The following is a 26,127-nucleotide window of genomic DNA, read 5'->3' on the forward strand; positions in this document are numbered from 1 at the left end:
CCGCATCGTGACCTGCGAGGTAGAGAGCTTGAAGTACATCTTCGTTACGGGCGGGGTCGTCTCCTCCCTGGGCAAAGGGCTCACCGGCGCGAGCCTTGGGACGCTGTTGGCCGCCAGAAGGGTGCGGGTCACCATGCAGAAGCTCGACCCCTACCTCAACGTCGACCCAGGCACCATGAGCCCTCTACAGCACGGCGAGGTCTTCGTCACCGAGGACGGTGCCGAGGTCGACCTGGACATCGGCCACTATGAACGGTTCCTCGATGTCGACCTCAGCGCAGTCGCCTCCATCACAACGGGAAAGATCTATTCGGAGGTACTCGCACGAGAGAGACGTGGTGGCTATCTGGGGGAGACCGTCCAGGTCATCCCGCATATCACCGAGGAGATCAAGGCGAACATCCGGCGGGCGGCGCACGACGTCGATGTCGTCATCACCGAGGTCGGCGGAACCGTCGGTGACATCGAGTCGCTCCCTTTTCTGGAGGCGATCCGGCAGTTGCGGCACGAGGAAGGTCCGGGGAACGTCTTCCACCTCCACGTCTCGCTTGTCCCCTACCTGGGCGCGTCCCAGGAACTGAAGACCAAGCCGACCCAGCACTCGGTGGCGGCCCTGCGCAGCCTGGGCATCCGGCCGGACGCGTTGGTACTGAGGGCCGATCGCGCCATCCCCGACAAGCTCAAGCAGAAGATCGCCGCAGCCTGCGACGTGGAAACAGATGCGGTGGTCGCCGCCATCGACGCCGCCTCCATCTACGACATCCCCCGTGCGCTGCACGCCGAGGGACTGGACAGTGTCGTCATCGGCAAGCTGGGCCTGGTCGCGGGCGAGATCGACTGGACCCGATGGGATGATCTGGTCGGGCGGGTTCACCACCCGCTCCACGAGGTCACCGTCGCCGTGGTCGGCAAGTACGTCGAGCTGCCGGACGCCTATCTTTCGGTCGCCGAGGCGCTGCGGGCCGGTGGCTTCGCGCACCACGCCCGGGTGCACCTCCACTGGGTGGACGCGAAGGCCTGCCTGCCCAGCCCCAAGACCATGCTGCACGATGCGGATGCGATCGTCATACCCGGCGGATTCGGTGACCGGGGCGTCGCCGGGAAGATCGCGGCCGTGACATATGCCCGCGAGCAGCAGGTTCCGATGCTGGGTCTCTGCCTCGGCCTGCAATGCGTCGTGATCGAGGCGGCCAGATCGCTGGCAGGAATGCCTGACGCGGACTCCACCGAGTTCCGTCCTGACACCCCGCACCCAGTGATCTCCACGATGGCCGACCAGGTCGCCGCGGTCTCCGGCGAAGCCGACTTGGGCGGTTCCATGCGGCTTGGGAGTTACCTGGCGGTGCTGGCAGAGGATTCGCTGGTCCACGAACTGTATGGGACCACCGTCGTCCGCGAACGCCATCGGCACAGGTACGAGGTGACCAATCAATATCGCGAGGAACTGGCCCGGCGTGCGGGCCTGGTGTTTTCCGGCACCTCCCCCGACGGGGACCTGGTCGAGTTCGTCGAGTATTCCCGCGCGATCCACCCATTCCTCGTCGCCACCCAGGCACACCCGGAGTTTCGTTCCCGCCCCACCCGGCCACATCCGCTGTTCTCCGGACTCATCGGAGCGGCGCTGAACAGGAGGGACCTGTGACCCCACAGCCTGTCGTCGCGATTGTCGACGCGTACTCGACCGCCCGTTTCCTGGCTCCCCTCTTCCACGAGCGGGATTTCCGGACCCTGCATGTTCAAAGCACACCAGAACCGCCCGCGGTCTTCGCCTCCCGCTACCGGCCAGATGACTTCTACGAGCACATCGTGCACCGCGGAGACCTGGAGGAGACACTCCAGCAGATCGCCGCACATGGCCCGTACGTTGTCATCGCCGGGGCGGAGAGCGGCGTCGAACTCGCGGACCAGCTCAGTGACCGGCTGGGTCTTCGCACCAACGGAGCCGCTCTCAGCCCCGCCCGCCGCGACAAGTACCAGATGGTCGAGACGGTGAAGGCGGCGGGCGTCGCGGCCGCCGAGCAGGTGCGGGCGACCGACGAGCAGACGTTGCTCGACTGGTACGAGAAGGTCGGCGGCAGAGTAGTGATCAAGCCGCTGCGCAGCGCGCTCAACGATGGGGTCTCCTTCTGCGACTCCGCCGACGAGGTGATCGCGGCCTTCCGGTCACTCGCCGGTTCGTACAGCGCCTTCACCCAGGTGAACGACGGGGTCGTGGCCCAGGAGTACCTGCGCGGCACCGAGTACTACGTCAACTCGGTCAGCATGGACGGGATCCACTACATCTGCGATATCTGGGAGACCCAGCACCTCGACATCAACGGAGTCAAGGATCTGCTCGGCGGGTCTGTGCTGATGCCCCGAAGGGGGCCGGAGCAGGACTCGCTGGCCGCATACGCCGCCGAGGTCCTGGATGCTCTGGGGGTGCGCAACGGCGGCGCACACACAGAGTTGAAGCTCACCCCGGACGGGCCGCGGCTGATCGAGACCGGCATCCGGATCTGCGGCTCCGACCTGCCCGTGCTCACGGGCAAGGCGATCGGTGAGTCGCAACTGGAGTGGACCGTTGACGCATACGTCGACCAGGACCGTTTCAGAGAGAGGGCGATGCGCGATTACGAGATCTCGCGCCACGCGACCTGCGTCAACATAATCTCACCGAAGTCGGGGGTGCTGGCCGCATACCCGCGGATGGCCGAGCTGGAAGCCCTGGAGAGCTTCGACGAGGCCCTGATCCGGACTCGGGTAGGGGACAGGCTGCATCGCTCGATCAACGACATGACCTACCCCATGCTGGTCCATCTCGTCCACGAGCTGCCGGGGGTCGTCCAGCGGGACTATCACACGGTCCGTTACCTCGACGGGGAAGGCTTCTATGAAGTCGTCAACTGAGCGGGTCACTCGTATTGCCCACATCAGCGACCTGCACATAGACGCGGACGGGCGCCATGGTGCCCGGGCGTCCCGGGTAGTGGAGTATCTGCGGCGGCGGGCGGAGCACCTGGCGGGGGTGGTCATCACCGGTGACCTGACCCAGGACGGGCTCGACCGCGAATACGAGGCGCTCGCGGAGGTACTGGATCCGCTGTCGGGGGTGCTGCCGATCTTCGTCTGCCCTGGCAACCACGATGACCGAGACCTGATCCGCCGGATGCTGCTGAACCAGCCAGGGGACGGTCCGGTCAACCAGGTGGTCAGGGTCGGCGAGCTCACCGTGCTTCTCTGCGACGCTGTCGTGCCGGGCAGCTCGAAAGGCGAGCTCGGAGCGGCAACGCTCGAATGGCTCGCAGAGGCGTTGCGCGGATCCAGAGGGCCGGCCGTGGTCGCCTTCCACCAGCCTCCGCTCGCGCTCGGCGTCCCCAACCTGGACGGCTCCCGACTCGCCGATGCTCAGGCACTCGCCGACGTGCTGGCCGACCACCCCCAAGTAGTCGGGATCTTGTGCGGCCATGTCCATACGGCCGTGCGTACCGAGTTCGCCGGGATCCCGTTGATCATGGCGCCCAGTACGGCCTACGCCTGGAAACTCCCGCTGGACCGAGCGGATCCTGATCATGGGGTCACCGAACCGTTGGTGGTCTTGCACGAATTCTGGGACGACCGCCTGTTCACCTATTTCCAACCATGCCCTGACTACAAGATGGAGCAATTCTGATGGGCGTCATCAAGCGCGACGAGTACGACGAAGCGCTCTTCGAAGATCTGGCGGCGATCAACGACGGCGGCGCAGATGTCACCGAGAGCGCAGTGATCCGGCGGCTCGCCGGAAACTGGCACCGCCGCGCGAGTGTCAAGCGTGACGAACTCCGTTTGGAGGACCTGTACGAGTTGGAGCGCCCCGACTATCCGGAGAGCATCCTTCCGTTCCGCAACCATCCGACCTGGCTTGCTCTCGACCCAGCCCAGCGCAGCGACGTGCTCACCTGGGCGATCATCGCCTTCAACCGGAAGACGATCGTGACCGAAGAGGCGATCGCCAACCCGGCCTTCGGGTTGGTCATCAGCGGGGAGTTCCCTGCCCTGTCCGGTGACGAGTTGGAGACGTGCCTTACCCAGGCGATGGTCGACGAGCAGTACCACACGCTCATGCACATGAACGCGAGTGCCGTTACGCGAAAGCTGCGTGGAAAACCGTACCCGGACAACGCGCTGCCGCTGCCGCTGCACTCGCGGCGCCACCAGGAGTTGTGGGAAGGGTCTGGCGAACGCTGGCAGCGCAGCCTGACGACCCTCGCCTTCGCGACCATCGCCGAGATCGGCATCGGCCCGTACCTCGACACGATCGCCGACGCCCCCGAGATCCAGCCCGTGCACAGCGCCACCGCACGGCTGCACGCCCGTGATGAGTACTGCCACTCGGCTATCGCGGCCGAGTTGGCCAAGAAGGTCTATCCGAGCCTCGACCCGGCGCAGCAGCGATTCTTCACCCGCTCGACCTTCGAGGCCCTGACCGCTTACACGACCGCTGACTACAGCACGTGGCAGCGCATCATGGACCTGGTGGGCGTGGCGGAGGGGCGCAGCATGCTGGAAGACTGCAAGAGCCCCGGCGGCAGCCGCCTGTTCAGCGACTTCAGTGGAATTCACTCGCTGTTCTCGGACATGGACGTCCTCGAGGAGATCGACTTCGATTGGTCGGTCGTCCAGATCCATCGGTAAACCCGCGGGGCTCTCGCGAGCCAGGTATCTCCGCGATTCAGGAGGCCGGCCGGCGTGTGCGTCGACCAGGTGTCCCGATCAGGTCAGGAGGCAGATCGCTGGCCGGCGTGCAGGTCACGCGCAGGCCGGATTAGCACCCGGCCTACAGGCCGACTCGTCCGCCCTGTCCTCCTCTGACCTATCACGCCGGCGACGGTCGATGCGTCGATAAAGCCGACCGCGCGAGCGCTGGAGGAGACCCTGGCGGCGTTGGACACTGCCGTGTCCTCCGGCCGCACGATGCGCGGTCTCCGCCGTGGGCGAGCGGCGGAAGCGGCTGTCGGACGGATAAGAGGTGGGCGCGCTGTGCGGCGGGGTCAGCAGGCGGTGTCGGTGGCCGGCAGTTCACCGGTGGTGAGGTAGTGGGTGACCGTGGCGTTGAGGCAGGCGTTCCCGTAGTGCGGGAACGGGGCGTGGGTCTGGGCGTCGATCGTGACCAGGCGTGACCCGCGGATGCGCGCGGCCACGGCTCTGCTCACAGACGGCGGCACCGCCACGTCCCGCAGGGCCGCGACGACCAGGGCGGCCGGCGCGCGGTTGCCGTCGAGCCGCACCGGTTCGTCCTTGGCGGGCGGCCAGAACGCGCATGGGTTGATGTTGGCGTTGACCGGGCCGAACAGCGGGTGGCGGTCCCGCTGGGAGGCGATGTCGCGCAGGTAGACGCGCGGGTCGCGCGGCCAGGGGGCGTCGGCGCAGCGGTAGGCGATGTTGGTGGCGGTGTAGTGGTCGGCGGGTACGCCGGGCACGCCCTCGGGCCGCGGAGGGCGGATGGGGAATGGCAGGGACGGCTCCCGTCCGGCCGCGACGGCGGCGAAGGCCGCGGCGACGACGCCGAAGGCGCGCTCGTCGTAGATCCCGGCCACCAGCAGGGCACCCAGCTCGCCGATGGTCCAGGCGTGACCGCCGATGACGATGGGCGCTCGGGTGGCCCGGTCGAGGATCCCGGTGAGCGTGGCGTGCACCTGTGCGGTGGTCTCTCCCAGACCGTATTCGGAGTGCCGTCCGGCGACCCAGGCGGCGAGGGCCACCGTTCCCTTCTCAAACGCAGGGGTGCGGCCCATCTCGTAGGGCCGCCAGATCGTGTCGGCGTTCACCGGGCTGTCCAGTACGAATCGGTCCACGCGGTGCGGGAACAGCGTGCCGTAGACGGTGCCGAGCAGTCCCGCGTACGAGCCGCCCAGGTAGGAGATCTTCTCCTCGCCGAGGGCCGCGCGGATGAGGTCCATGTCGCGGGCGGCGTTCGCGGTGGTGGCGTGCGGCAGGGCCCAGCCGGAGGCCCGTGCGCAGTCTTCGGCGTACCGCCGGGCCTCGGCGGCTTCGGCGGGGAAGCGTCCGGGGGGCGCGGGGCGTACCCAGAACCCGCTGGGCTCCTCCTCGGGCTGCCCGCAGCCGATGGGCGTGCTGCGCTCGATGAATCTCATGTCAAACCCGACCAGGTCATACCGGGCGCGGACTTCGGGGGACAGCGCCGGGGCGAGGCTCACGGGCAGCGGGACGCCCGGCCCGCCGGGTCCGCCGCCGGTGGTGAGCAAAACGCCCCGGCGCCGCGCCGGGTCGGTGGCGGGCAGCCGGGAGATGACGACGGAGATGGTGCGGCCGCGCGGGCGACGGTGGTCGAGGGGGACGGTGACCCGTGCGCATCGCAGGTCCGGCGTGCTCACCCCGGCGCACGCCTCCCACCGCAGTCCCTTGCCCCCGGTGGCGGTACCGGGTGCGGCGACCGCGGGGGCGGCCAGGGTCGCGGCGGCGACCGGCACGAGCGCGGCGGCCGTCACGGCACGGACGAGGCGTCCGGACCGGCCCCGCCCGCGCGCCGGGTCGGCCGGGACCGCGCTCGTGCCGTCCCCTCCCACGTCGCGCGGCACGGCCGGAGCACGGTCCGCGCTCCCCCGCCGGCGGCGGTGTTCACCGAAGCCGCGGCCGCGGCGCCCCGTTGCCGGGAGGCGGAGGCATGGGCCGCGTGGTCCGAGAGCCGTGTCACCCAGGGCAGGCGAGTGCCGTCTGGGGAGTCGCCCGTGGTGTCCGTCATGTCGTCACTCTCCGTCTTTCGTGCGTGCACGTCCACCGGTCGGGGCTTCCGTACAGGCATGGGTCTCCCTGCCGTGAAGGGCGGTTCGCGAGCGACCCGGGGGAGGCCGGGCCCTGACGATCACTTGGCGCGCGGGTCGTGTCAAGCCGGCGGGGGTGATGTCGCGTGCGGCTTCCGCCTGTGGTGCGGACCTAGGTGAAAGTTTCAGCCTTGACGTGCGCGGATGCCCGCCCGCGCTCCCGGCGCTGGTCGGCCCGGTCTGCCCGGTTTTATGGTGACGGTCCCGAACCTCCGGCCTCTCGCGAGAGGGACATCATGGAACTCAGTGTTCGTCGTCCTGCCCAGGTTCTGCGCTTCGCCCTCGTCATCGCCCTGATGTTGACCGGCGGCGCGTTGCTGTCCGCTCCCACCGCGCTCGCCGCTACCTATCGCTCGGCCACCTCCTCGGGCTGGGGCCCCAGCCCGGCGGCGGGAAAGGCAGCCGCGGAAAACAACGCCCGCGCCGCGCTGAACCAGCAGGCCGCCGCGGCGGGCGAGGTCTGCTCGGGCGTGTCTGCCACCACCAGGCACCTCTACACCGCGCCCGACGGTTCGGCGTGGATCTACGAGGCGACCGCGTCGGGCAACTGCGAGGTCCCCTCATCCACGCCGCCGTCGTACACCGTGCCGCGCACCGAGACCAGTCAGGCCGGTGGCGCGAGCCCGTCCGTCGCCGTCGAGAACGGCTCGCAGGCTGCCCGCGCGGCGCTCCTGGCGGCGGGCCAGGCGTGCACGGGCTACGCCACGACGTCGTCGCTGGTCTACTCCGCGCCCGGCGGCGCGTGGTGGATCTACAACGTCACCGTCTCGGCCACCTGCACCCACTGACCGGTGGTCCTCGCCACGGCTCGGCCTCCACCCGGCGCTGGATCGCCGGGCCGTTGAACGATGCGGAAGGCCGCAGCACCGCCCGGGAGATCCTCAGCGGCACCATCCACCGGACCACCTGCACCAAGCGGCAGGTGGTCCGATGTGCTCCAAACCGTGTACCAAGCTGTCCGGACTGCTGGGCGAACCCCATCGAGAGCACGGGTTGAGCAGTATTTATGTAAGGCAGCTAGGTAATATGGGTTTTTGTTCCGTTGGAAGTGTACGGTGAAGGCCGTCGCCGCGAGAGCCTCGCCATACGTGTCAGGGGCAGGAGAAGCGGGCGGCACGAAAAGCGGAATGAGTCGTGAATGACCAGGCACGAGGTGGATGTCGTCGTCGTGGGCGGCGGGGGGATGGGATCGGCGGCCGCGTGGCGGCTGGCCGATCGCGGGGTCGACGTGGTGCTGCTGGAGCGATTCGAGGCGGGGCACGTGCGCGGAGCCTCGCATGGGGCCTCCCGGATCTTCCGCGTCTCTTACGCCGAGCCCGTCTACATTCGGCTTGCCCGAGAGGCCGAGAGGTTGTGGCGGGAGCTTGAGGACGTCTCGGACGTCTCCCTGCTCACCCTCACCGGCGGAGTCGACCACGGGCGGACGGCGGACCTCGACGTACTGGCCGAAGCGGCCGAGGCGGCGGGTGCGCCAGGTGAGTGGCTCGCCCCCGAGGAGGCCATCGAGCGCTGGCCCGGTCTACGGTACGACGGCAGGGTGCTCTTTCATCCGGCAGGCGGACGGCTGCACGCCGACGACGCCCTGTCGGCGCTTCAGGCGCAGGCCGTCCGGCTGGGCGCCGTCGTCCGGCACGAGACGCCGGTCACCTCGATCGCGGTACGCGGCGACGACGCCGTCGAGGTGGTGGCGGGGGAGGACGTCTACCGCGCGAAGAGGGTCGTCGTCGCGGCCGGGGCATGGGCGGAGAAGCTGCTCGGCGGGCTCGTGCCGCTGCCGCCACTGCGCGTCACGCAGGAGCAGCCGGCGCACTTCACCCCGCTGCGCGACGACGTGGCGTGGCCCAGCTTCGTGCATCACCTCGACGGCGAGACACTGAAGGCCACGGGGTTCCTCAGTGGGGTGTACGGCCTCGGGACGCCCGGCGAGGGGGTCAAGGCCGGGTTTCACGGCACGGGGCCGGTGGTCGACCCCGACGACCGCGACTTCCAGCCGGAGCCCGCCCAGTTGCGCATTCTGCGTGAGTACGCCCGCACGTGGCTGCCCGGTGTCGACGCGGACGCTTTCACCCCGATCAGCTGCACGTACACCACGACGCCGACCTCTGATTTCATCCTGGACCGAGTGGGTCCCGTCGTCGTGGCGGCGGGCTTCTCCGGGCACGGCTTCAAGTTCGTTCCGGCGGTCGGACGCATCCTCGCCGACCTCGCCCTCACCGGTGAACGACCCGACGCGCGCTTCGCGCTGCCCCGCCCGTCCGCTGCCTGATCCCTGCCGCCGGTAAAGGTTTCCCTCTTTGGTAGCGCCATGTATTGACCAAATAACCACACATAAGCATAATTCCCGTCATGCAAGCACAAACTTCCACAGAAGTGGGCACACGTGCTGCCCGCTGAGCGGCATGCGCGGATCGGGGAGGCACTGCGTACCTCCCGTGTCGTCAGCACCGACGACCTCGCGCAGGAGCTCGGCGTGTCGGCGGAGACGATCCGCCGCGACTTCGTGGTGCTTGAGCGCCAGGGCAGGCTGTCCCGTGTCCACGGGGGCGCGACGATCGCGCTCGGGCAGGTCGGCGGAGAGGAGGCCCCGTTCGCCGAACGCACCGGGACCGCCGCGGACGCGAAGGCCCGCATCGGACGTGCCGCCGCCGCCCTGGTGCGTCCCGGTCAGACCGTGATGATCGACGTGGGGACCACCGCCGTCCAGGTGGCGCGGGCCCTGTCACTGGACTTCACCGGGACCGTGGCCACCTGTTCCCTGCTGGTCGCCGCCGAGCTCTCCGAGCGGCCCGGCGTCGAGGTTCTCGTCTGCGGGGGCCGGTTGCGGACCGGAGACCTCGCGCTCTCCGGTCCGGTGGCCCAGACGTTCTTCACGGACCTGAACCCGGACATCGCGTTCCTCGGGTCGGGGGGCATCGACGCCTCGGCCGGTCTGACCGACTACCACCTGGATGAGATCGCGGTGCGAAAGATCATCCTCAGGAACGCGGCGCGCTCGTACGTGCTGGCCGATTCCGGCAAGTTCGGCCTGGTCGCCCGGCACCGGGTCGCCGAGGTGGGCGAGTTCACCGGCCTCGTCACCGAGGCGGAACCGCCGTCCGCCATCCAGGACACGTTCACCCGCAAAGGCGGGGTGATCGTGCTGTCCTGAACGTTCCCGACCGTTGAAAGAGCCGGGCGGCGCGGCAACGCCACCCGGCTTCGGACCACCGCACCGATGCACCCTCTGACAGGAAACACAGGAGTTGGGAATCCATGACCCATTATTCACCACCTGCGGCTGAGAGCCGGGGATCTTCCTCCGATGTCGCGGAATTCGGCTACAAGCAGGCGATGAAGCGAGGTACGGGGCGTTTCGCCTCGTTCGCCGTGGCGTTCGCCTTCGTCTCGATCGCCACCGGCATCTTCACCACGTACGGCTCGGTGCTGAACAGTTCGGGACCGGCGGGCATCTGGACCTGGCCGCTCGTGATCATCGGTCAGCTCGCCGTCGCGTTCATCTTCGGCTCGCTGGCCGCGCGCATCCCGGTGACCGGCTACTCCTACCAGTGGATGTCCCGGCTGGCCAACCCCGTGCTCGGCTGGATCATCGGCTGGGTCTCGTTCTCGTTCCTCGGCGTCGTGGTCGTGGCGGTCGACTACACCATCGCCTCCACCGTGATGCCCGTGCTGCTCGGCTACGAGGGCAACGCGATGAACGCCTGGGCGATCACCGGCGTGGTCATCCTGAGCCAGGCGCTGCTGGTCGGCCTCTCCACCAAGTGGACCGAGCGGGTCAACAACTTCGCGGTGACGGCCGAGTTGATCGGCATGATCGCGCTCGTCCTGCTGCTGCTGGTCGTGGGGTTCATCGCGAAGGAACTGAACTTCGCCAACCTGTTCAGCACCGGCGCCGTCCCCTCCGAGGGCTACCTCAGCATGGGCACGCTCACCTCGGCCGGCCCGTGGATGCTGGGCTTCCTGCTCGGCGCGTTCACCATCGTCGGTTTCGAGTCGGCGGCCAACCTCGCCGAGGAGACCAAGGACCCGGCCCGTGTCGTCCCCCGCGCCATGTGGCAGGCGGTGCTGGCCTCCGGTGTGCTCGGCTTCCTGTTCCTGGTCGCGGTCACCCTGCTCGCCGGTGACCCGATCGAGCTGGCCAAGTCCGGCACCCCGGTCGCGGACGTGATCAGCCGGTCGCTCGGCCCCGTCGTGGGTACGGGGCTGCTCGTGCTGGTGGTCATCGCGATCTTCGCCTGCGGCATGGTGATCATGATGACCGGCGTCCGCCTGGTCTGGGCGATGTCCCGCGACCAGCGCTTCCCCGGCTGGCAGGGCCTGCACAAGGTCTCCCCCCGCTTCGGCACCCCGCTGAACGCCACCGTCTTCATGTTCGTCGTCGGTGAGTTGATCCTGGCGATCTTCTCCACCCGGACCGACGCCCTGTTCGGCCTGTTCGCCGCCGCCACCCTGCTGCCGGCGATCATCTACACCGGCACCGTCATCATGTACGTGGTCAAGCGCAGGTCACTGCCGCCGAGCAAGGGCTTCGACCTGGGCCGCTGGGAGATCCCGGTGATCGTCGTCGCGCTGCTCTGGCTCGCCTTCGAACTGCTGCTCTTCCGTGACTCCTCGTTCGTGGAGTCGTGGGTCTACGTGCTCCTCATGCTCGCCATCGGCGCCGTGTACTTCGCCTACCTGCTGTTCACCAGGGGCACGAAGGGCCTGGTGATGCCGAAGATGCAGTCCATCGACGCGGAGCTGACCGCCGACGCACCGGACGCGGCCAAGGGCGGGCACACGGAGGGGGCGCACCGACGGTGACCACCGTACTGGCGATAGATCAGGGAACATCCGGCACCAAGGCGATCGTCGTCGACGCCCGCGGCCAGGTGCTCGGCCTTGCCGAGCTCCCGGTCCGCCCCACCTACCTGCCCGGCGGCGGGGTCGAGCAGAACCCCCGGGAGCTGCTCGACTCGGTGCTCGACGCCGGCCGTCAGGCCGTCGCGCGGGCCGGGGTACGGATCGACGCCGTCACGCTGGCGAACCAGGGCGAGACCGTCCTGGCGTGGGATCCCGCCACGGGTGAACCGCTCTCGGCCGCCATCGTGTGGCAGGACCGCCGCTCGGAGAGCGTCTGCGCGGAGCTGGGGGAGTACGGGGAGCGGATCGCCGCGACCACCGGGCTGGTCCTGGACCCGTACTTCTCCGCACCGAAGATGGCCTGGCTACGCCGGAACGTGACGGAGCAGGGGGTGGTCACCACCTCCGACTCCTGGATCATCCACCACCTGACCGGGGAGTTCGTCACCGACGTCGCGACGGCCGGCCGGTCGCTGGTCACCCGGCTGGACGACGGCGAGTGGGATCGGGAACTGCTGGAGCTGTTCGGGCTCGGCGGCGAACGCCTGCCGCGCATCGTCGCCTGCGACGAGGTGGTCGGTCACACCTCCGCCTTCGGCGGGAACGTCCCCGTCGGCGGACTCGTGGTCGACCAGCAGGCCGCCCTGCTCGCCGAGAACTGCCTCAGCGCGGGCGAGGCGAAGTGCACCTTCGGCACCGGCGCGTTCCTGCTGGCCAACACCGGCACCTCCGCCGTACGCTCCACCGCCCGGCTGGCCGCCTCGGTCGCCTGGCGGGTCCGGGGAGAGACCTCGTACTGCTTCGACGGCCAGGTCTACACGGCCGCCTCCGCCGTACGGTGGATCCAGGATCTCGGCTTCATCCGCGGCGCCGCCGACCTGGACACGGTCGCGGCGGCGGACGCCGAAGAGGTGCTGTGCGTGCCCGCGCTGGCCGGGCTGGCGGCGCCCTGGTGGCGTCCCGACGCCAAGGCCTCGTTCTCCGGGCTGACCCTCTCCACCGGTGCGGGGCACCTCGTGCTCGCCGTACTGCAGGGGATCGCGGCGCAGGTCGCCGAACTCGGCGATCTCGTCGCCGCCGACCTCGGGCAGCCGCTGACCCGGCTGCGGGTGGACGGCGGGCTCACCCGCAGCGCGGTTCTGATGCAGTCGGTCGCCGACCTGACGCGGATCCCGATCGACGTCTACCCCTCCCAGCACGCCACCCCGATGGGGGCGGTGGCGCTGGCCCGCGCCGCGCTGGACCCGTCGCTCTCCCTGGCGGACGCGGTGGACCCGTGGGAGCCGAGCACCACCTACGAACCCCGGTGGTCCGCCGACCGGACGGCCGACTTCCGCTCCCGCTGGAAAGAGGCGGTCGCCGCCACCCTGCCCGGGGAGGGAGCACGGTGAACAGCACGTTCGACGTGGCGGTGATCGGCGCCGGTATCGTCGGCTCGGCCATCGCCAGGAAGCTGGCCGGCTACGAGCTGAGCGTCGCGCTGCTGGACGCGCGTGACGACGTCGGTGACGGCACGAGCAAGGCGAACACCGCCATCCTGCACACCGGTTTCGACGCCAAACCCGGCACCCTCGAATCCCGGTTGGTCCGTGAGGGCTACCACCTGCTGTCGGAGTACGCCGAGCGGACCGGCATCCCGGTCGAGCGCACCGGGGCACTGCTGGTGGCCTGGACCACCGAGGAACTCGACGCGTTGCCGGGCCTGCGCCACAAGGCGGAGCAGAACGGCTACGACCGGACGGAGATCGTCGGCCCCGAGGAGGTGTACCGGCAGCTGCCCTACCTCGGGGAGGGTGCCCTGGGCGGCCTCACCGTGCCCGACGAGTCCATCATCTGCACCTGGACCACCAACCTCGCGCTGGCCACGGACGCGGTCGGCCGCGGCGTGACGCCGCTGCTGAACCGGGCCGTCTCCTCGGTCGAGGACCGCGAAGGCCACACGGTGCTGCGTACCTCCGGCGGGGAGGTGCGGGCCCGCTGGGTGGTCAACGCGGCAGGGCTCGGCGCCGACGTCGTCGACCGGCTGTTCGGCCACGACCGGTTCACGGTCACGCCACGCCGTGGCGAGCTGCTGGTCTACGACAAGTCGGCCCGCCCGATGGCCGACCGGATCGTGCTGCCGGTACCCAGCTCGCGCGGCAAGGGCGTGCTGATCAGCCCCACCGTCTACGGCAACGTGCTGCTCGGTCCCACCGCCGAGGACCTCACGGACCGCACCGACACCGGGACCTCGGAGCAGGGACTGCGCTTCCTGCTGGACAAGGGCGAGAAGTTGATGCCCGACCTGCTGCGCGAGGAGGTCACCGCGACCTACGCCGGTCTGCGGGCCGCGAGCGACCACCCCGACTACCTCATCGAGGCCGACGCCGGGCGGCGCTACGTGCTGGTCGGCGGGATCCGCTCGACCGGCCTGACCGCCGGCATCGCCATCGCCGAGTACGTCGCCGAACTCGCCCGCGACGCCGGCCTGGCGCTCGTGCCACGGGAGAACCTGCCTGAGCCGCCCCGGATGCCCAACCTCGGGGAGGCGTTCACCCGCCCGTACCAGGACGCCGCCCGGATCGCCGCCGACCCCGCCTACGGCCGGGTGGTCTGCTTCTGCGAGCGGGTGACCGCCGGCGAGATCCGCGACACCTTCGCATCGCCGATCCCACCGGCCACCCTGGAGGGGTTGCGCCGCCGTACCCGGGCGATGAACGGACGCTGCCAGGGATTCTTCTGCGGCGCCGAGGTCAAGAAGCTGCTTGAGGAGCCCCGATGACAGCGCCGACACCGCTGACACCGCTGACACCCCCGGTGGGGGTCACGTCCGGCGACGTCACCGTCCTCACCCCGGCCGTCGTCGTCATCGGCGCCGGACCCTCCGGGCTGAGCGCCGCCCGCGCGCTCGCGCCGAAGGTCGACGGCGACGTCCTCGTCCTGGAACGGGAGAGCGCAGCCGGAGGCATCCCCCGGCACAGTGACCACCCCGGCTACGGGATCAGGGACATGAGACGCTTCATGAGCGGTCCCGCCTACGCCAGGAGACTCGTCAGGCAGGCCGAGGCCGCCGGTGCGAAGATCCTGACGAACGCCACCGTGACGAACTGGGCCGGGGAACGCGTGATCGAGGCCACCACCCCTGAAGGGCGCGTCCGCGTCGAGGCGCGGGCCGTCATCCTGGCCACCGGTGCCAGGGAGCGCCCCCGCCCGGCGCGGCTCATCCCCGGAGACCGGGCTCACGGCGTCTACACCACCGGGCACCTGCAGAACCTCGTCCACCTGCGGCACGGGAAGGTCGGGAGGAGAGCGGTCGTCGTCGGCGCCGAGCTGGTCAGCTGGTCGGCCGCGCTGACCCTGCGCGAGGCCGGTTGCCGGACCGTCCTGATGACCACCGAGTATCCCCGGCCGGACTCCTACTCCCTGTTCAGCGTTCCCGGCAGGATCCTCTTCCGGACCAGGGTCGCCACCCGCACCCGGGTGACGAAGGTGATCGGCCGGCCACAGCTGCGGGCCGTCGAGATCGAGGACCTCGACACCGGAAGGAGGCGGATCGTCGAGTGCGACACGCTCGTCCTCACCGGTGACTGGATTCCCGACCACGAGCTGGCACGCGCCGCGGGGATCACCCTGGACCCGGGCACGAACGGCCCGCTGGTCGACAACGCGCTCCGTACCGAGCGACCGGGGGTGTTCGCGGTGGGCAACCTGCTCCATCCGGTGGACACCGCCGACATCGCGGCGATCGACGGCGCTCATGTGGCACGCTCCGTCATCGACTGGCTGGCCGGACGGAGCGCCCCGGCCGAACAGGTCCGTCTCCTCGCCGACGCGCCCTTCCGCTGGGTGGCGCCGGAGATCTTCCGCCCCGGAGACCCGGCCCCGGCCCGACACCGCCTGCTGCTGTGGAGCGACCGCTACATCCCGTTCCCCCGGATCGTGCTGCGGCAGGGGGGACGAGTCATCGCCCGCAGACGACTGTGGTGGCCCGCGGCTCCGGGACGGGTGTTCCGCATCCCGAGCGGCATCCTGACCGCGGTCTCCCCGGAGGCGGGTCCCGTGCACATCGGGGTGGAGGCCTGACATCCCTCTCCCACCGCGCCTCTACGGCATCCATCCGGCCGCACCGCTGCCGTCTCCCAGGGGGCCGGCCTGAAGCGCGAACGACTACGCGAACGCGACAACGGCGTATCTCTCGTCCTGGACGGCTCGTCCCCACAGGACGGGATCGGGCAGTGGATCGACGCGGGCGGTGTCGACCAGTGGCCGCAGCGTCGCCAGGAGACGTTCCGCCTCGACCCCGCCCGCCCACGGCAGCGGCTCGGACTTCCCCTCGTAGGGCTGATCCTCACCCGGCTCTGCCGACGCCCAACGTCCCTCGATGAGAACCAAACGCCCGCCGGGCCGCAGCAGACCGATCCACCGGCGCAACGCCTCCTGCGGATCGGGCAGGGTCCACAACAGGTGACGGGAGAGGACCACGTCGAAAGACGTCCCGGCCCGCGCGGGCGGGTCACTCGCGTCACCCACCATCATCGTGGCGTCGAAACCGGCCGCCGTGAGCTTGCGCCGGGCCTGCTCGATCATCAGCGGGGCCAGATCCACCCCGACCGGCCGGTGACCCTGCTCGGCGAGCACCAGGGACAACGAGCCGGTGCCGCATCCCAGGTCCAGGACGTCGGCGGGTGAGGCGGGCATCCAGGAGCGCAGGCGTTCCGCCCAGGCGGTCCTGACGGCGGGGTCGCGAAGACCGTGGTCGGCCTCCTCGTCGAAGGAGGCGGCGAAGGCATCCCAGAAAGACACGATCGAAGCACGTGGTCCGCTTTCGGCACTCGTCATATAGCAGCCCTTCGATGTTGAGGGGAAGTAAATCCCGCTGACCGGGATGATGCTGAGTAATGATAAGTTCCGAGACTTTCGAGAAGATCAGAAGGAAAGTCGTCCCTGCTGGAGCGGTAGACAGATCGGCGGGATATCCGGAAAATCTCAATACTTATGATCGCCTCAATGGCCGCTGGACTCAATATGTTTGGCGACTTTCCAAAGTACGTTCAGGCGCATGGAGTCATCTATTGAAAGAAGGGGAATGCTTGCTGCTTCCAATGCAGCGCCATATGCAGCATTTACTTGATGGGGATTTAGTGCTCTGGCGAGGACGCTGAGAGAACGGCTTTTCCTCTGCGCCTGCACAGCCTCTTCCTGTGCATTCGGTGTAGAGTCACTACGCAATGAGCCTGCCTTTCTTTCTCCCTCTGATGATTGTTCGAACAACTTTGCTTGTAGCATTTCCCTTTCTCCTTTATGCTGCTCCCCGTGATTGAGTAGCCGTAAAACATCTTCTACCAAAGGATTTTCTGAAAGAGTTGCAGAAACAACGATAGCGACGATCATGTTGGTGATGGTCGGTGCGATGGTAGGCGAGGGGTTCGCCAGGATTCGCGCAAACTCGGGCTCGTCTAGAAATGGAGCTCTCGGATCCAGGTACTCGCGAGAGATAAGTGGATCTTGGATCGGGTTGTTTATCTGGAAGGCAAACTTTGGGGAACGCAGAAATTCTGGAGTTATGGGCTGTCCGCTTATGGCCTCTCCCAGCGCCAGGAGTCGCGCTTTAAGGGCCGGAATCGACAACCCGTGACCAATGCCTAGTTCTGCCATCATTTGATCCAATGCCTCTGGGGCGCTTCCCGACCGCCGCTCAAGGTCGAGTAGGGTGAACGATGTCAGGACGTGACCGTCGACTGCGTACATGATGGAGCTGTCCAATTCCACGTTCCAGAAGACGCTGAAGGCGCACCCGCCGATGGAAACGGATTCCATTACGGCCTTCCTTGCCCCCTCATGGCCATTGGGCTCAAACGCTATCGCCCACTTACCCAGCGAATCGAGTTCGATTAGAGATTCTGAGTCGTCCTCTGCTTCCATTTCCTCCAACTCGTCAATCGATGCCCAAAGTCCGGTTTCCGTGTCTGCGCCGAATTTACCGGCTATCTTCTCCAGATTGTCGCCCAGACACCAGGTAAGACATAGGTCGTCAGGCAGGCCCGCTTCGATTAACTCAGCATAACTTGCATCGATAGGGTTTATCGGGTGCTCCTGTAAGGGCTAGTGCGGCAGCCCATTTGCTTCGTGAGCTGGGACGATGCGCGTCAGGTCGATGCGATCTTGGGATGACAATCCCGTGCAACGAAAGCAGTCGCTCATCTGTCTATTTCTATCAGACCGCCCGAATTTGCCGCTGTCAAAGTAACCGCTGGTGGTGCGCGATGTCGCCCCGTATCGCATACCAATGAGCAACCACCGAGCAACCGTGAACTACCCGGTCGGGCTTTACCGAACCACAGTGGGGCGATCTCGACGCTGACCTTTACAAAGGGATCGGCGGGCGAGGAACCAGGCTGGTCGGCCGGATCAATGAGCTGATTCCAACCTGGTGTCGCAGGTCGTGAGCTCGCTGTAGGTTGCTGGGTTCGGCCCTGACGTAGAGAAGCCCCTGGTATAAGGGTTGTCGACCAAGATCAACCTGTAACCAGAGGCTTCGAGTTGCTGTTCTATCGTGCTGCGCTGCCCTTGTCACGTCGGACCCTGACCTGCCTTGCCGGGGTGATCCGCCGTCATCGAACCTCGATCGGTTCGACCTGGCGCCGACTCAACCCCGGGCAGCAGGCCCTGCTGGTCCTGGTCCACCTGCGCAAGGGAGAGACGTTTGCCGAGGTCGCGGCCGGATTCGGCGTCGGGGCGGCCACGGCCTGGCGCTACGTTCACGAGGCCGTGGCCCTGCTCGCGCGGCGTTCGCCCACGTTGGATCAGGCGCTGCGCACGGCCAAGCGCGCCGGATACGCCTTCGTCGTTTTGGACGGCACGCTCATCCCAATCGACCGGGTCGCCGCCGATCGGCCGTACTACTCCGGCAAACACCATCATCACGGCATGAACGTCCAGATCGTCGCTGCTCCGGACGGTACGCCGCTGTGGACGTCGGGCTCCCTTCCAGGGTCGGTGCACGACCTGACGGCGGCGCGGATCTGGGGCATCATCCGGCGTCTGGAGAGCGCCGGACTGATCACCCTTGCCGATAAGGCCTACATCGGCGCCGGCCCGCGGGTGCTGGTGCCGTACAAAGGGAGGAAGAAGCCTGCCTCGCAGAAGGCGGCCAACTCCGCCCACGCCAAGCTCCGGGGCCCTGGCGAGCGCGCCAATGCGGTGCTGAAGACCTGGCGCATCCTGCGGAAACTACGCTGTTGTACCCTTCGCGCAGGTCAGCTCATCAAAGCCATCTGCGTTCTCCAGACCCGCGAATCGGGATGAAATACGTTCACTGCACTTAAATAGGCATTACGTTTTTCGATGAGCCGGATTGGGGATTGATTCGCGTGCCCGATTTGTTGTGGAGGCGTAGGAAGAATGCATCTCCGTCTAGCAGGTGATCGTATGTGTAGTAATATTTGATGCCACCTTTGGGTTTCACCAAGTAGTTCACGCCTCGTGGCCGGTAGTTACCCGCGTCGTTCGGAAGACTTTCCTGCCGCCATACAAGAACCCCCGGCGTGAGCGCACTCTGCGCATCTAGTGGGCCGTCACACAACCTTGCTGGGGAAACCAGACCTGAAGAGAGCCGGTCACCCGGTCGTGATACCCGGTCAACGTTCGGAGACGGGCCACTAGCCTGAGGAGGTCGACCCTTCAGGGGAGGCAGAGCCTTATGCGCGACGTCATCACGGGGCACACGATCAGACGCCAGCGTGAAACCAAAGGCATGAGCACCACGGCGCTGGCAACGCGGGCAGGGTGCACAACCCGGCACATCGAACTGATCGAGCAAGGCAAGCGAATCCCCTCGATACCGCTGCTGCGGCAGATCGCCTTCGTCCTTGGCGTACGCACCGTCGTGCTCCTCGGCGAGAGTCCCCGTGACTTTCACGAGCCTGACCGTCCGCAGGTCGCCGACATCGAACGTGCCATCTACCGGTTCAAGGGGCGGTACGGGGGCGGCGGGTGAGTTCGGTCTGGTCGGTCAGGGCGGCGCTGAGGCGATCGGGGCAGGCGCGTTGGAGAAAGTATTTGGCTCCGGCCTTGTGTTCCTGGACGGTGAGGGGGCGGTGGCGCAGGGCGATCCAGCGGCCGAGGACGGGATCGTGGTCGATGTACCAGCCGGGGAAGGCCTGGCGTAGTGCGGTGAGCGGATCGTGGGGTGGAGCGGTCATGAGGGCTCCTGTCTGGGGGACGCGGGCGGGGCCGGGTGCGCGGACCCGCCCGCGTCGCGCACCGCGTCGCACTCTCGCGGTACGTCTTGGGTGGCACGGCGGTCTTTGACCGGGGAAGGGACGGGACCGCCGTGCGTGCTCAGGATCGGCCGGTGGTGGGGAGTTCCCAGCGTTGGACGAGTGCGGTCATCTCGGCCTCGCGCATCTGGGTCTTCAACCCGTCGATGGTCCGGTCGCAGATGAGCACCGGCTCGGGGGTGGGTCAGGTGGCGATGGCGTGGAAGAGACGGCTGCTGGTGCCGTACAGGACGGACCAGCCGGGCTGGGTGATCTCCAGCATCGCGGCCTCGGCTCGGGCCTCGTGGTCCCAGGTGTAGTGCGGTACGGAGGTGATGACCACCCCGTCGCGGTGGCGGCCCCGGGCGCGGGCCAGAGTACGGCGGATCATACGATCACCTGCCCGGCCTGCGCCTGCTCCCGTGTCCCCGGCTCTCGGGTCTTCGGGGCAGGAGCCTTCTGCGCTTCCTTTTCTCGTGCCGCCTGCTCCTCCGCCTCGCGGGCGAAGGTCTCCTGCCGGTCGGTCTCGGCCCGCAACGCCTCCAGGCTGTCGCCGTCGACGGTCCGCTCGGCCCCGGCATGGGCCGCGGCCTCGGAGAAGGGCTCCTTCCGGCTGGCCCACAACCGCCCGGCGTCGCTGAGGATCAACCGCCAGCCGGGGATCGTCGTCTCGGGACTGGTGGACTCGGGGTAGGTGGAACTACCATCGCTCACTGATCGGACCTCCATCTGATCAAGGGCCCGTCCGGATGCTGCCAGCGTGGGGCGGGCCTGTTTTATGAAGCGGGAAAGGATTTGGAGGGGTTCGCCGTACCGGCCGAGTGGCCGGGACAGCCGTGCGCGTAGGGGGCCTGCCCGCAGAGGGCACACCCCATCGGCATCGGCGGCACCTCGGCGAAACAGCCGCTGCCCACCTGCCTGTCGAGGAGCTGCACGGAGCGGTCCGCGAATGTCATGGAATCCTCACCCTGAGTTAACGGACCAGGTAGCGGGCAGCCGGCGATGGCGGTGGTGTCGCATGGACACCCTTGCCCCGCCCATCACTCTTAGTAGTTAAGTGACTCCTTGCAGTGTTGCGTGCAACTTACATGATCACAAGTGCCTTGTATAAATTTGCTCGGCGTACGACGGCTGTGATCAGGCATGCTTGTCGGCATGGCTTCTGCGAGTCCCACCGTTCGACACCGCCGCCTCGGCCGTGAGCTGCGAAGACTGCGCGAGAAGGCGAACCTCACTCTGGAAGAGGTGGCCACGCCGCTCCGTTGGTCCACGGCCAAGCTAAGCCGCATCGAGAACGCCCGGACCATGCCCAGCGACACGGACGTGGCCGACCTTTGTGATCTATACGCTGTGGACCCGCCGACGAAGGCTGGGTTGATCCAACTCGGCCAAAATGCCAACCAACGTGGCTGGTGGACCGCCTACAGCGATGTGTTCGCCAGCGCCTACGTCGGCCTGGAGGCCGAGGCGACGACCATCCGCAGCTGGGAACCACTGTTGATACCGGGCCTTCTACAGAACGAGGACTATGCCCGCGAACTTATCCGTACATCTCGTCCCGGACTGGCCTCCGTGGAACTGGAGCGGTATGTCGCAGCCCGGATGGCACGCAAAATCAGCCTTCTCAGCTCACGGGCGCCCGCCCTGCATGTACTCATGGACGAATGCGCTCTGCGCCGCCCCGTCTGCTCGCCCAGCATCATGGCTCGCCAACTGGGAGACATTCTTCAAGTCATGGACTGGCCCAACATCACCGTTCAGGTTCTTCCACTTCGGGTCGGTGCGCACTGTGGCCTGGAAGGCGCCTTCTCTCTGCTGACATTTGATGCCGAAGATCCAGTGGTGGGCTACACCGGTTGCCCAGGCGGAGACGTCTATGTGGAGGCGACGGATCAGGTGGAGAACCTTAAGCTGACGTTCGAGCGTCTTGCTGGTGTGTGCTTGTCCCCCGAAGAGTCTGCGGCGTTCATAGCTGCGGTAAGGAGTGACCATGCCCCCCTCTGACCTGACTGGCGTCACATGGCGTAAGAGCAGCTACAGCGGCGGAAGCAGCGACAACTGCGTAGAGGTGGCCACCAACCTTCCGGGCCTCATCGCTGTGCGTGACAGCAGGGACCCGTCCGGCCCGATGTTGACCTTCTCTCCGGCGGCCTGGAACAACTTCCTGGCCGGCATCCGCAGCGAAGAGATCTGACCCGACCACGAGTGCCGCACGGCTGAGGTGCCTCGGACGTGCCTAGCCGTGCGGCAAGCGCAAGACCTCGTCCGTGCGTCGCGTTGCCTGCCCCATCCCCGTGCGGTAGAGGATTTGCTACACTCGCGGCGTGGAGGAGTGGGAGATTCGCGTCACCAACGAGTTCCTAGCCTGGGTCAACGCCTTGGATGAGAGGTCCAAAGCTCAAGTGGTCGACGCTATCGACCGACTGGCCGAGGGAGGTTCCGGGCTGGGGAGGCCACTGGTTGACCGGCTGGAGGGCTCGCAAGTCCACAACCTCAAGGAGTTGCGGCCTGGATCGGCGGGACGCTCGGAGATACGAGTCATCTTCGTGTTCGATCCCTGGCGGTCGGCGATCCTGCTGGTCGGCGGGGACAAATCGGGAGATTGGTCCGGCTGGTACCGGCGGGTGATCCCGCAAGCCGAAGAGCTGTACGCGCGGTATGTGAAGGAACGGGAAGAAGAGGAGGGCCAGCGATGACGAACTTTCCCAAGTGGAGCGACGTACGCCCCGGCATTGTCGCCGACGCTGGGGGCGAGCAGGTGGTCGCCGAAGCCCGCAAACGCAACCAGGCATACATCGACGGCCACCGCCTCGCCGAACGCCGTACCGCATTGGACCTGACCCAGCTTGAGGTGGCCGAGAGGATGGGCGTCACCAAGAGCCGTGTCTCCCAGATCGAACGCGGCGAGGTTTCCACCGTCGAGGCCATCGCCCGTTACGTCCAGGCCCTCGGCGGCCATCTCCAGATCTCCGCCGTCTTCGGCGACGACCTGTACATCCTGCGCGGCACTGACACCCACGCTGCGTAACCCCTGCGCACGCCGTCAATTCAGCTGCGCGAAACCAACTCAAGGCTTACTTGGTCTCGTTCGGCTTGGATGCGGTCGGGCGAGGAAACGAGGCCGGATGATCCTTATCACGATCGCGTCGTCCACGACGTTCTCACCCGTCACACTCGGGATCACCATGCAGCCTCTTCCCAGTACACATTCCCCGTCGCTGGAGACGCTTCAGCGTTATGTCGCGGAGATGGAGCAAGAACGCGGCTTTTCCGACAGCACGATCATCGAGCAATGTCTGAAGCTCAGCGAGGAGACCGGCGAGGTGTGCAAGGCCGTGCGCAAGCACGCTTCCCTGTCGATCGACCCCACCAGCTCGACGGGAAGCGTCGGCGCCGAGCTCGCCGACGTCCTCATCTACGTCGCGTCGATCGCCAACCGCGCCGGAGTCGACCTCTCTGAAGCCCTGCGGGAAAAAGAGCGGATCAACGAGACCCGCGTCTGGAGGTAGGCCGGTGTGCTCCTGATCTGGGAGTCATGGCGACGGCCTCCTCGCGCCGGGTTCCGCGTGCGGGAGTAAGTCGGGCAAAAGGTAAATATCAGGATATAGGCCGCATTTACGGCAGTTTTAGGTGCAGTGGTGCATCGTGGTGTCATCGCTCAACTGTCGGGAGGTAGGAAGATGACCCCTGAGCAGGATGGATTCAGCACCGCGGAGACGCCGGCGAACGAGCCGTCCAGGCGCCGTGTCCCTCGCTCCTTGATGCTCGCCGCCGCCACCGCGCTCGTCGTGGTCGCGGGGGCCGGTGTGGCCGGCGCGACCGCGTTCTCGCCCGCGCCGGCCTCGACGCCCACGGTCACCGACACCGCCACGCCGTCGGCTCCCCCGGAGAAGCCTGCCAAGAAGGGGCCGGGCATGGGCCCCAAGATGGGCTTCGGCGGCCACCCCATTCACGGTGAGTTCGTGGCACCCGACCGGGAGGGCAATTACGTGACCTTCGCCGGGCAGTACGGCGATGTCACGGCCGTCAGCCAGGGCTCGATCACGGTCAAGAGCGCGGACGGTTACACCAAGGAGTACGCGATCAACAGCGACACCCGGATCAACCGCGGTGGCGAGGGTACCGAGGCGCTGAAGACCGGGCAGCAGGTCGTGGTCATGGCCAAGGTGGAGGGAGAGACGGCCACCGCCGTCAAGATCCACGAAGTGCCCCAGCGCGAGGGCCGGGGCCGGCACGGGCACGGCAAGAAAGGCGAGGGGCGGGACAAGGGCGAGCGCCAGGACCGCGACCAGCCCCCTGCCTCCTGACCGGCGTACGCACCCGGTGACAGGTGCCAGGGTGGCCTGACACCTGTCACACCGGACTCCGGATGTCCGTCGCCGGGGTTCCGAGCCTGATCGCCGCGGGGAGAAGCACAGCCGTCAAAATGGTTTCAAGCTGATTGGCGTATCCGTGAACCCTCCGGGTGCCGAGGCGCGACAGACGGACGTGAAATCGATGAGAAGTCGGCTCGTATGAGCGGCCACGAGAGTTCGAAGATCGCTGCCGGCGGTGACCGTGACGTGTGCGGGACGCCTGGCCACCCACTGTCGTTCGCGGACGCCACGCCGGGGGTGACCCGGTGACCGCCGAGGTTCTGCGGGCGTCCGCCCCCGGGGTACGGGTCGTGCCGCCGCTCGCCCGGAACGAGACCTGGCGGCTTCTGCGGCATCCGCTCACCCTGCTGGGCCTGGCGCTGTGGATACTGCGGGTCGTCAGCGACGGCTGGGCGGGCCCGCGACCCGCGTTCGCCGCGCTGACCTCGGAGATGACCATCTTCTGGGGGGTTCCGGTCCTCTTCGCCGCGAACCTGGTCGCCGGCGCCACGCGAGTGGCCGAGGAGACGCTGTCGGTCGTCCCCTGTGACCGGCAGCGGCGCACCGCCGCGCTCTGTCTGGCCGCGCTGGGCCCGTTCGCGCTGGCCTGTGTGGCGCAGGCCCTGCTGGCCGGGCTCTACGTGGTCACCGGCAACGAGCTGGAGCGTTTCCCGTTCCTGGCGGAGCTGAGCACCGGACCGCTGAACGTGCTGGGGGCCTGCCTGCTCGGGGTGGCCGTCGCCAGGTGGCTGCCGTGGCCGGGGGCGTCGGTGCTCGTCATGCTGGCGCTGATGGCCTTCAACAAGATCATGCTTGATCACGGGGGCCAGTACATGCTCGGCCTCTACCTGGACTTCACGATCTGGGGGCCCGCGCCGTACCTCGCCCCGGCAGGGTTCGTCCCCGGGCACGCCGGTCCGCACGCGCTCTACCTGCTGTCACTCGCCATCGGGGCGGGGGCACTGGCGATGCTCAGGGACGGCTCACGACGCGAGCTCTGGCTGGGAGCCGGGGCGGTCGCCGTGCTCTGCGCGGTGGTCACGGGCGTCTGGCAGCTTCCATGATCTGTCTGGCTCAGCTGGCCCTGCTGGCGCGGTTGAGCGGCAAGGTGATCCGATGGCAGCCGCTGCTGGGTGCGTTCCTGCTCACCGCTGTGGTGCTGGCCTGGCCCCACGACGAACCGCTCACCTGGAAGGGCACGGTCTGGTCGTTACGCGTGATCGCCGTCCTGGTCACGCTGGCCGTGGTGTTCGTGCTGGACGACGTGGCGGCCGAGGTGCTGGCGCCGGTGCCGGTGCCGCTGGCGGCACGGACCGGGTTGCGCCTGGGGTTCGCACTGCTCTGCGTCACCCCGGTCTGGGGGGTGTCCCTGCTGGTCCTGGCGCCGGGCATGCCGGCGGTGTGGATCTGGTGGTCGACGGTGGAGTTGGCGGGCCTGCTCGCCGCGGGCCTGGCCGGCGCCGCCACGCTGGCCACGAGGTACGGCATGCGGGAGCCCGGTGTCGCGGCGGCGCCCGGAGTGGTGGGCGGATGGCTGCTGCTGTTCGTCCTGCCGGGACCGGTCGCGATGTTCACACTCCGGCCGCAGGACTGGACGGCGGCGCATCTGCGCTGGTCGCTGCTGCTGGTGGCGGGCCTCGCGGTGCTGATCCGGATGTCACGCGACCCGGCGCGGCGGTGAGCCGGGGGCCGGGCCGCCCGGCTTCTCCGGCAGGACCTGGCGATCCGGCTGCCCGGGAACGTTGACGGTCAGCCAGCGCATGAAGCCCAGGTCGACATCGGCGTTGACCTCCAGGCCGAGCTTGCCGACGTAGAAGTCGAGGGCCTCGTCCTGGTCGGGGACGTAGATCTGCGAGTGCGTGACGGCGTTGATGTTCGGACTTCCCAGGCGAC

General features: G+C 67.7%; 29 protein-coding genes. 21 read left to right on the forward strand and 8 right to left on the reverse strand.

What is annotated here, in order from left to right:
- The first annotated feature begins 7 nt into the window (after nucleotides 1–7).
- The 4 genes from ACIBH4_RS00285 to ACIBH4_RS00300 are packed head-to-tail and all read left to right on the forward strand — an operon-like array spanning nucleotide 8 to nucleotide 4,656.
- Nucleotides 8–1,642, forward strand: a complete 1,635-nt coding sequence (locus ACIBH4_RS00285; protein ID WP_362768289.1) for a CTP synthase — start codon at nucleotides 8–10, stop codon at nucleotides 1,640–1,642.
- The gene (locus ACIBH4_RS00290; protein WP_362509060.1) at nucleotides 1,639–2,889 is read left to right on the forward strand and encodes an ATP-grasp domain-containing protein; all 1,251 of its coding nucleotides are present in this window, start codon (nucleotides 1,639–1,641) and stop codon (nucleotides 2,887–2,889) included. The genes ACIBH4_RS00285 and ACIBH4_RS00290 overlap by 4 nt, the downstream gene beginning before the upstream one ends.
- On the forward strand, nucleotides 2,873–3,652 hold the full coding sequence (locus tag ACIBH4_RS00295) for a phosphodiesterase (RefSeq protein ID WP_362768286.1): 780 nt from the start codon (nucleotides 2,873–2,875) through the stop codon (nucleotides 3,650–3,652). Before ACIBH4_RS00290 ends, ACIBH4_RS00295 begins: the two co-directional genes overlap by 17 nt.
- The gene (locus ACIBH4_RS00300) at nucleotides 3,652–4,656 is read left to right on the forward strand and encodes a diiron oxygenase (RefSeq protein ID WP_362509054.1); all 1,005 of its coding nucleotides are present in this window, start codon (nucleotides 3,652–3,654) and stop codon (nucleotides 4,654–4,656) included. The genes ACIBH4_RS00295 and ACIBH4_RS00300 overlap by 1 nt, the downstream gene beginning before the upstream one ends.
- A gap of 356 nt (nucleotides 4,657–5,012) precedes the next feature.
- Here ACIBH4_RS00300 and ACIBH4_RS00305 read toward each other — a convergent pair whose 3' ends face one another.
- A complete protein-coding gene (locus tag ACIBH4_RS00305) occupies nucleotides 5,013–6,560 on the reverse strand; it encodes an alpha/beta fold hydrolase (RefSeq protein WP_362768283.1) in 1,548 nt (515 codons plus the stop codon).
- A 479-nt stretch (nucleotides 6,561–7,039) separates the two neighbouring features.
- Between ACIBH4_RS00305 and ACIBH4_RS00310 the strand changes: the two genes are divergently transcribed.
- From ACIBH4_RS00310 to ACIBH4_RS00340, 7 genes are all read left to right on the forward strand, one after another.
- Nucleotides 7,040–7,591 carry a hypothetical protein gene (locus ACIBH4_RS00310; RefSeq protein ID WP_362509048.1) on the forward strand — a complete coding sequence of 184 codons (552 nt, stop codon included), beginning with the start codon at nucleotides 7,040–7,042 and terminating at the stop codon, nucleotides 7,589–7,591.
- Between the two features lie 350 nt (nucleotides 7,592–7,941).
- Nucleotides 7,942–9,069, forward strand: coding sequence for an FAD-dependent oxidoreductase (locus ACIBH4_RS00315; protein ID WP_362768280.1), 1,128 nt, complete (start codon nucleotides 7,942–7,944; stop codon nucleotides 9,067–9,069).
- A 114-nt stretch (nucleotides 9,070–9,183) separates the two neighbouring features.
- Nucleotides 9,184–9,951, forward strand: coding sequence for a DeoR/GlpR family DNA-binding transcription regulator (locus ACIBH4_RS00320; protein ID WP_362768277.1), 768 nt, complete (start codon nucleotides 9,184–9,186; stop codon nucleotides 9,949–9,951).
- 182 nt (nucleotides 9,952–10,133) lie between these two features.
- Nucleotides 10,134–11,603 carry an amino acid permease gene (locus ACIBH4_RS00325; protein ID WP_362768275.1) on the forward strand — a complete coding sequence of 490 codons (1,470 nt, stop codon included), beginning with the start codon at nucleotides 10,134–10,136 and terminating at the stop codon, nucleotides 11,601–11,603.
- Nucleotides 11,600–13,033, forward strand: coding sequence for an FGGY family carbohydrate kinase (locus ACIBH4_RS00330; RefSeq protein ID WP_362509035.1), 1,434 nt, complete (start codon nucleotides 11,600–11,602; stop codon nucleotides 13,031–13,033). Before ACIBH4_RS00325 ends, ACIBH4_RS00330 begins: the two co-directional genes overlap by 4 nt.
- A complete protein-coding gene (locus tag ACIBH4_RS00335; RefSeq protein WP_362768272.1) occupies nucleotides 13,030–14,403 on the forward strand; it encodes an NAD(P)/FAD-dependent oxidoreductase in 1,374 nt (457 codons plus the stop codon). The genes ACIBH4_RS00330 and ACIBH4_RS00335 overlap by 4 nt, the downstream gene beginning before the upstream one ends.
- Complete coding sequence (locus ACIBH4_RS00340; RefSeq protein ID WP_362768270.1) at nucleotides 14,400–15,704, forward strand: FAD-dependent oxidoreductase; 1,305 nt, start codon at nucleotides 14,400–14,402, stop codon at nucleotides 15,702–15,704. Before ACIBH4_RS00335 ends, ACIBH4_RS00340 begins: the two co-directional genes overlap by 4 nt.
- 84 nt (nucleotides 15,705–15,788) lie before the next feature.
- Here ACIBH4_RS00340 and ACIBH4_RS00345 read toward each other — a convergent pair whose 3' ends face one another.
- Nucleotides 15,789–16,424: a class I SAM-dependent methyltransferase gene (locus tag ACIBH4_RS00345; protein ID WP_362509026.1), complete on the reverse strand. Its 636-nt coding sequence runs from the start codon at nucleotides 16,422–16,424 to the stop codon at nucleotides 15,789–15,791.
- A gap of 201 nt (nucleotides 16,425–16,625) precedes the next feature.
- Nucleotides 16,626–17,705 carry a DUF6461 domain-containing protein gene (locus tag ACIBH4_RS00350; protein ID WP_364236446.1) on the reverse strand — a complete coding sequence of 360 codons (1,080 nt, stop codon included), beginning with the start codon at nucleotides 17,703–17,705 and terminating at the stop codon, nucleotides 16,626–16,628.
- Nucleotides 17,706–18,161: 456 nt separating this feature from the next.
- Here ACIBH4_RS00350 and ACIBH4_RS00355 point away from each other — a divergent pair, with 456 nt between their 5' ends.
- On the forward strand, nucleotides 18,162–18,926 hold the full coding sequence (locus ACIBH4_RS00355; RefSeq protein ID WP_362768267.1) for a transposase family protein: 765 nt from the start codon (nucleotides 18,162–18,164) through the stop codon (nucleotides 18,924–18,926).
- A gap of 394 nt (nucleotides 18,927–19,320) precedes the next feature.
- Entirely contained in the window at nucleotides 19,321–19,617 is a 297-nt protein-coding gene (locus tag ACIBH4_RS00360) for a helix-turn-helix transcriptional regulator (RefSeq protein WP_362509020.1), read from the forward strand.
- Here ACIBH4_RS00360 and ACIBH4_RS00365 read toward each other — a convergent pair.
- The 4 genes from ACIBH4_RS00365 to ACIBH4_RS00380 all read right to left on the reverse strand — a co-directional run bounded on the left by ACIBH4_RS00365 (nucleotide 19,589) and on the right by ACIBH4_RS00380 (nucleotide 20,835).
- Entirely contained in the window at nucleotides 19,589–19,822 is a 234-nt protein-coding gene (locus tag ACIBH4_RS00365) for a hypothetical protein (protein ID WP_362509017.1), read from the reverse strand. The genes ACIBH4_RS00360 and ACIBH4_RS00365 overlap by 29 nt on opposite strands.
- A gap of 262 nt (nucleotides 19,823–20,084) precedes the next feature.
- Nucleotides 20,085–20,270, reverse strand: a complete 186-nt coding sequence (locus ACIBH4_RS00370; RefSeq protein WP_362509014.1) for a hypothetical protein — start codon at nucleotides 20,268–20,270, stop codon at nucleotides 20,085–20,087.
- Complete coding sequence (locus tag ACIBH4_RS00375; RefSeq protein ID WP_362509011.1) at nucleotides 20,267–20,593, reverse strand: hypothetical protein; 327 nt, start codon at nucleotides 20,591–20,593, stop codon at nucleotides 20,267–20,269. Before ACIBH4_RS00375 ends, ACIBH4_RS00370 begins: the two co-directional genes overlap by 4 nt.
- 62 nt (nucleotides 20,594–20,655) lie before the next feature.
- Nucleotides 20,656–20,835 (reverse strand): hypothetical protein, encoded by a 180-nt coding sequence (locus ACIBH4_RS00380; RefSeq protein ID WP_362509008.1) that lies wholly within the window; start codon nucleotides 20,833–20,835, stop codon nucleotides 20,656–20,658.
- Between the two features lie 199 nt (nucleotides 20,836–21,034).
- Between ACIBH4_RS00380 and ACIBH4_RS00385 the strand changes: the two genes are divergently transcribed.
- The 8 genes from ACIBH4_RS00385 (at nucleotide 21,035) to ACIBH4_RS00420 (ending at nucleotide 25,915) form a co-directional block, all read left to right on the forward strand.
- Complete coding sequence (locus ACIBH4_RS00385; protein ID WP_362509005.1) at nucleotides 21,035–21,883, forward strand: helix-turn-helix transcriptional regulator; 849 nt, start codon at nucleotides 21,035–21,037, stop codon at nucleotides 21,881–21,883.
- Nucleotides 21,870–22,073, forward strand: a complete 204-nt coding sequence (locus tag ACIBH4_RS00390) for a DUF397 domain-containing protein (RefSeq protein WP_362768265.1) — start codon at nucleotides 21,870–21,872, stop codon at nucleotides 22,071–22,073. Before ACIBH4_RS00385 ends, ACIBH4_RS00390 begins: the two co-directional genes overlap by 14 nt.
- Nucleotides 22,074–22,203: 130 nt before the next feature.
- Nucleotides 22,204–22,575 carry a type II toxin-antitoxin system RelE/ParE family toxin gene (locus ACIBH4_RS00395; RefSeq protein ID WP_362768262.1) on the forward strand — a complete coding sequence of 124 codons (372 nt, stop codon included), beginning with the start codon at nucleotides 22,204–22,206 and terminating at the stop codon, nucleotides 22,573–22,575.
- Complete coding sequence (locus ACIBH4_RS00400; RefSeq protein ID WP_362508996.1) at nucleotides 22,572–22,907, forward strand: helix-turn-helix transcriptional regulator; 336 nt, start codon at nucleotides 22,572–22,574, stop codon at nucleotides 22,905–22,907. The genes ACIBH4_RS00395 and ACIBH4_RS00400 overlap by 4 nt, the downstream gene beginning before the upstream one ends.
- A gap of 97 nt (nucleotides 22,908–23,004) precedes the next feature.
- A complete protein-coding gene (locus ACIBH4_RS00405; RefSeq protein WP_362768259.1) occupies nucleotides 23,005–23,388 on the forward strand; it encodes a MazG nucleotide pyrophosphohydrolase domain-containing protein in 384 nt (127 codons plus the stop codon).
- 171 nt (nucleotides 23,389–23,559) lie between these two features.
- Nucleotides 23,560–24,186, forward strand: a complete 627-nt coding sequence (locus ACIBH4_RS00410) for a hypothetical protein (RefSeq protein WP_362768257.1) — start codon at nucleotides 23,560–23,562, stop codon at nucleotides 24,184–24,186.
- Between the two features lie 314 nt (nucleotides 24,187–24,500).
- Nucleotides 24,501–25,298 carry a hypothetical protein gene (locus tag ACIBH4_RS00415; RefSeq protein WP_362508987.1) on the forward strand — a complete coding sequence of 266 codons (798 nt, stop codon included), beginning with the start codon at nucleotides 24,501–24,503 and terminating at the stop codon, nucleotides 25,296–25,298.
- Nucleotides 25,295–25,915 carry a hypothetical protein gene (locus ACIBH4_RS00420; RefSeq protein WP_362768254.1) on the forward strand — a complete coding sequence of 207 codons (621 nt, stop codon included), beginning with the start codon at nucleotides 25,295–25,297 and terminating at the stop codon, nucleotides 25,913–25,915. The genes ACIBH4_RS00415 and ACIBH4_RS00420 overlap by 4 nt, the downstream gene beginning before the upstream one ends.
- Here ACIBH4_RS00420 and ACIBH4_RS00425 read toward each other — a convergent pair.
- The gene (locus ACIBH4_RS00425; RefSeq protein ID WP_364236448.1) at nucleotides 25,892–26,122 is read right to left on the reverse strand and encodes a VOC family protein; all 231 of its coding nucleotides are present in this window, start codon (nucleotides 26,120–26,122) and stop codon (nucleotides 25,892–25,894) included. The genes ACIBH4_RS00420 and ACIBH4_RS00425 overlap by 24 nt on opposite strands.
- Nucleotides 26,123–26,127: the final 5 nt, after the last annotated feature.

The organism is Streptosporangium sp. NPDC050284 (assembly GCF_044459525.1).
In the GTDB taxonomy this organism is placed as follows: domain Bacteria; phylum Actinomycetota; class Actinomycetes; order Streptosporangiales; family Streptosporangiaceae; genus Streptosporangium.

What these genes read in the sequence shown, in the direction of transcription:
- ACIBH4_RS00410 (WP_362768257.1), top strand. Translation starts at nt 23,560, where the DNA reads ATGACCCCTGAGCAGGATGGATTCAGCACCGCGGAGACGCCGGCGAAC.
- ACIBH4_RS00370 (WP_362509014.1), bottom strand. Translation starts at nt 20,270, where the DNA reads ATGATCCGCCGTACTCTGGCCCGCGCCCGGGGCCGCCACCGCGACGGG.
- ACIBH4_RS00385 (WP_362509005.1), top strand. Translation starts at nt 21,035, where the DNA reads ATGGCTTCTGCGAGTCCCACCGTTCGACACCGCCGCCTCGGCCGTGAG.
- ACIBH4_RS00315 (WP_362768280.1), top strand. Translation starts at nt 7,942, where the DNA reads ATGACCAGGCACGAGGTGGATGTCGTCGTCGTGGGCGGCGGGGGGATG.
- ACIBH4_RS00295 (WP_362768286.1), top strand. Translation starts at nt 2,873, where the DNA reads ATGAAGTCGTCAACTGAGCGGGTCACTCGTATTGCCCACATCAGCGAC.
- ACIBH4_RS00380 (WP_362509008.1), bottom strand. Translation starts at nt 20,835, where the DNA reads ATGACATTCGCGGACCGCTCCGTGCAGCTCCTCGACAGGCAGGTGGGC.
- ACIBH4_RS00300 (WP_362509054.1), top strand. Translation starts at nt 3,652, where the DNA reads ATGGGCGTCATCAAGCGCGACGAGTACGACGAAGCGCTCTTCGAAGAT.
- ACIBH4_RS00400 (WP_362508996.1), top strand. Translation starts at nt 22,572, where the DNA reads ATGACGAACTTTCCCAAGTGGAGCGACGTACGCCCCGGCATTGTCGCC.
- ACIBH4_RS00365 (WP_362509017.1), bottom strand. Translation starts at nt 19,822, where the DNA reads ATGACCGCTCCACCCCACGATCCGCTCACCGCACTACGCCAGGCCTTC.
- ACIBH4_RS00390 (WP_362768265.1), top strand. Translation starts at nt 21,870, where the DNA reads ATGCCCCCCTCTGACCTGACTGGCGTCACATGGCGTAAGAGCAGCTAC.
- ACIBH4_RS00360 (WP_362509020.1), top strand. Translation starts at nt 19,321, where the DNA reads ATGCGCGACGTCATCACGGGGCACACGATCAGACGCCAGCGTGAAACC.
- ACIBH4_RS00405 (WP_362768259.1), top strand. Translation starts at nt 23,005, where the DNA reads ATGATCCTTATCACGATCGCGTCGTCCACGACGTTCTCACCCGTCACA.
- ACIBH4_RS00310 (WP_362509048.1), top strand. Translation starts at nt 7,040, where the DNA reads ATGGAACTCAGTGTTCGTCGTCCTGCCCAGGTTCTGCGCTTCGCCCTC.
- ACIBH4_RS00340 (WP_362768270.1), top strand. Translation starts at nt 14,400, where the DNA reads ATGACAGCGCCGACACCGCTGACACCGCTGACACCCCCGGTGGGGGTC.
- ACIBH4_RS00325 (WP_362768275.1), top strand. Translation starts at nt 10,134, where the DNA reads ATGAAGCGAGGTACGGGGCGTTTCGCCTCGTTCGCCGTGGCGTTCGCC.
- ACIBH4_RS00420 (WP_362768254.1), top strand. Translation starts at nt 25,295, where the DNA reads ATGATCTGTCTGGCTCAGCTGGCCCTGCTGGCGCGGTTGAGCGGCAAG.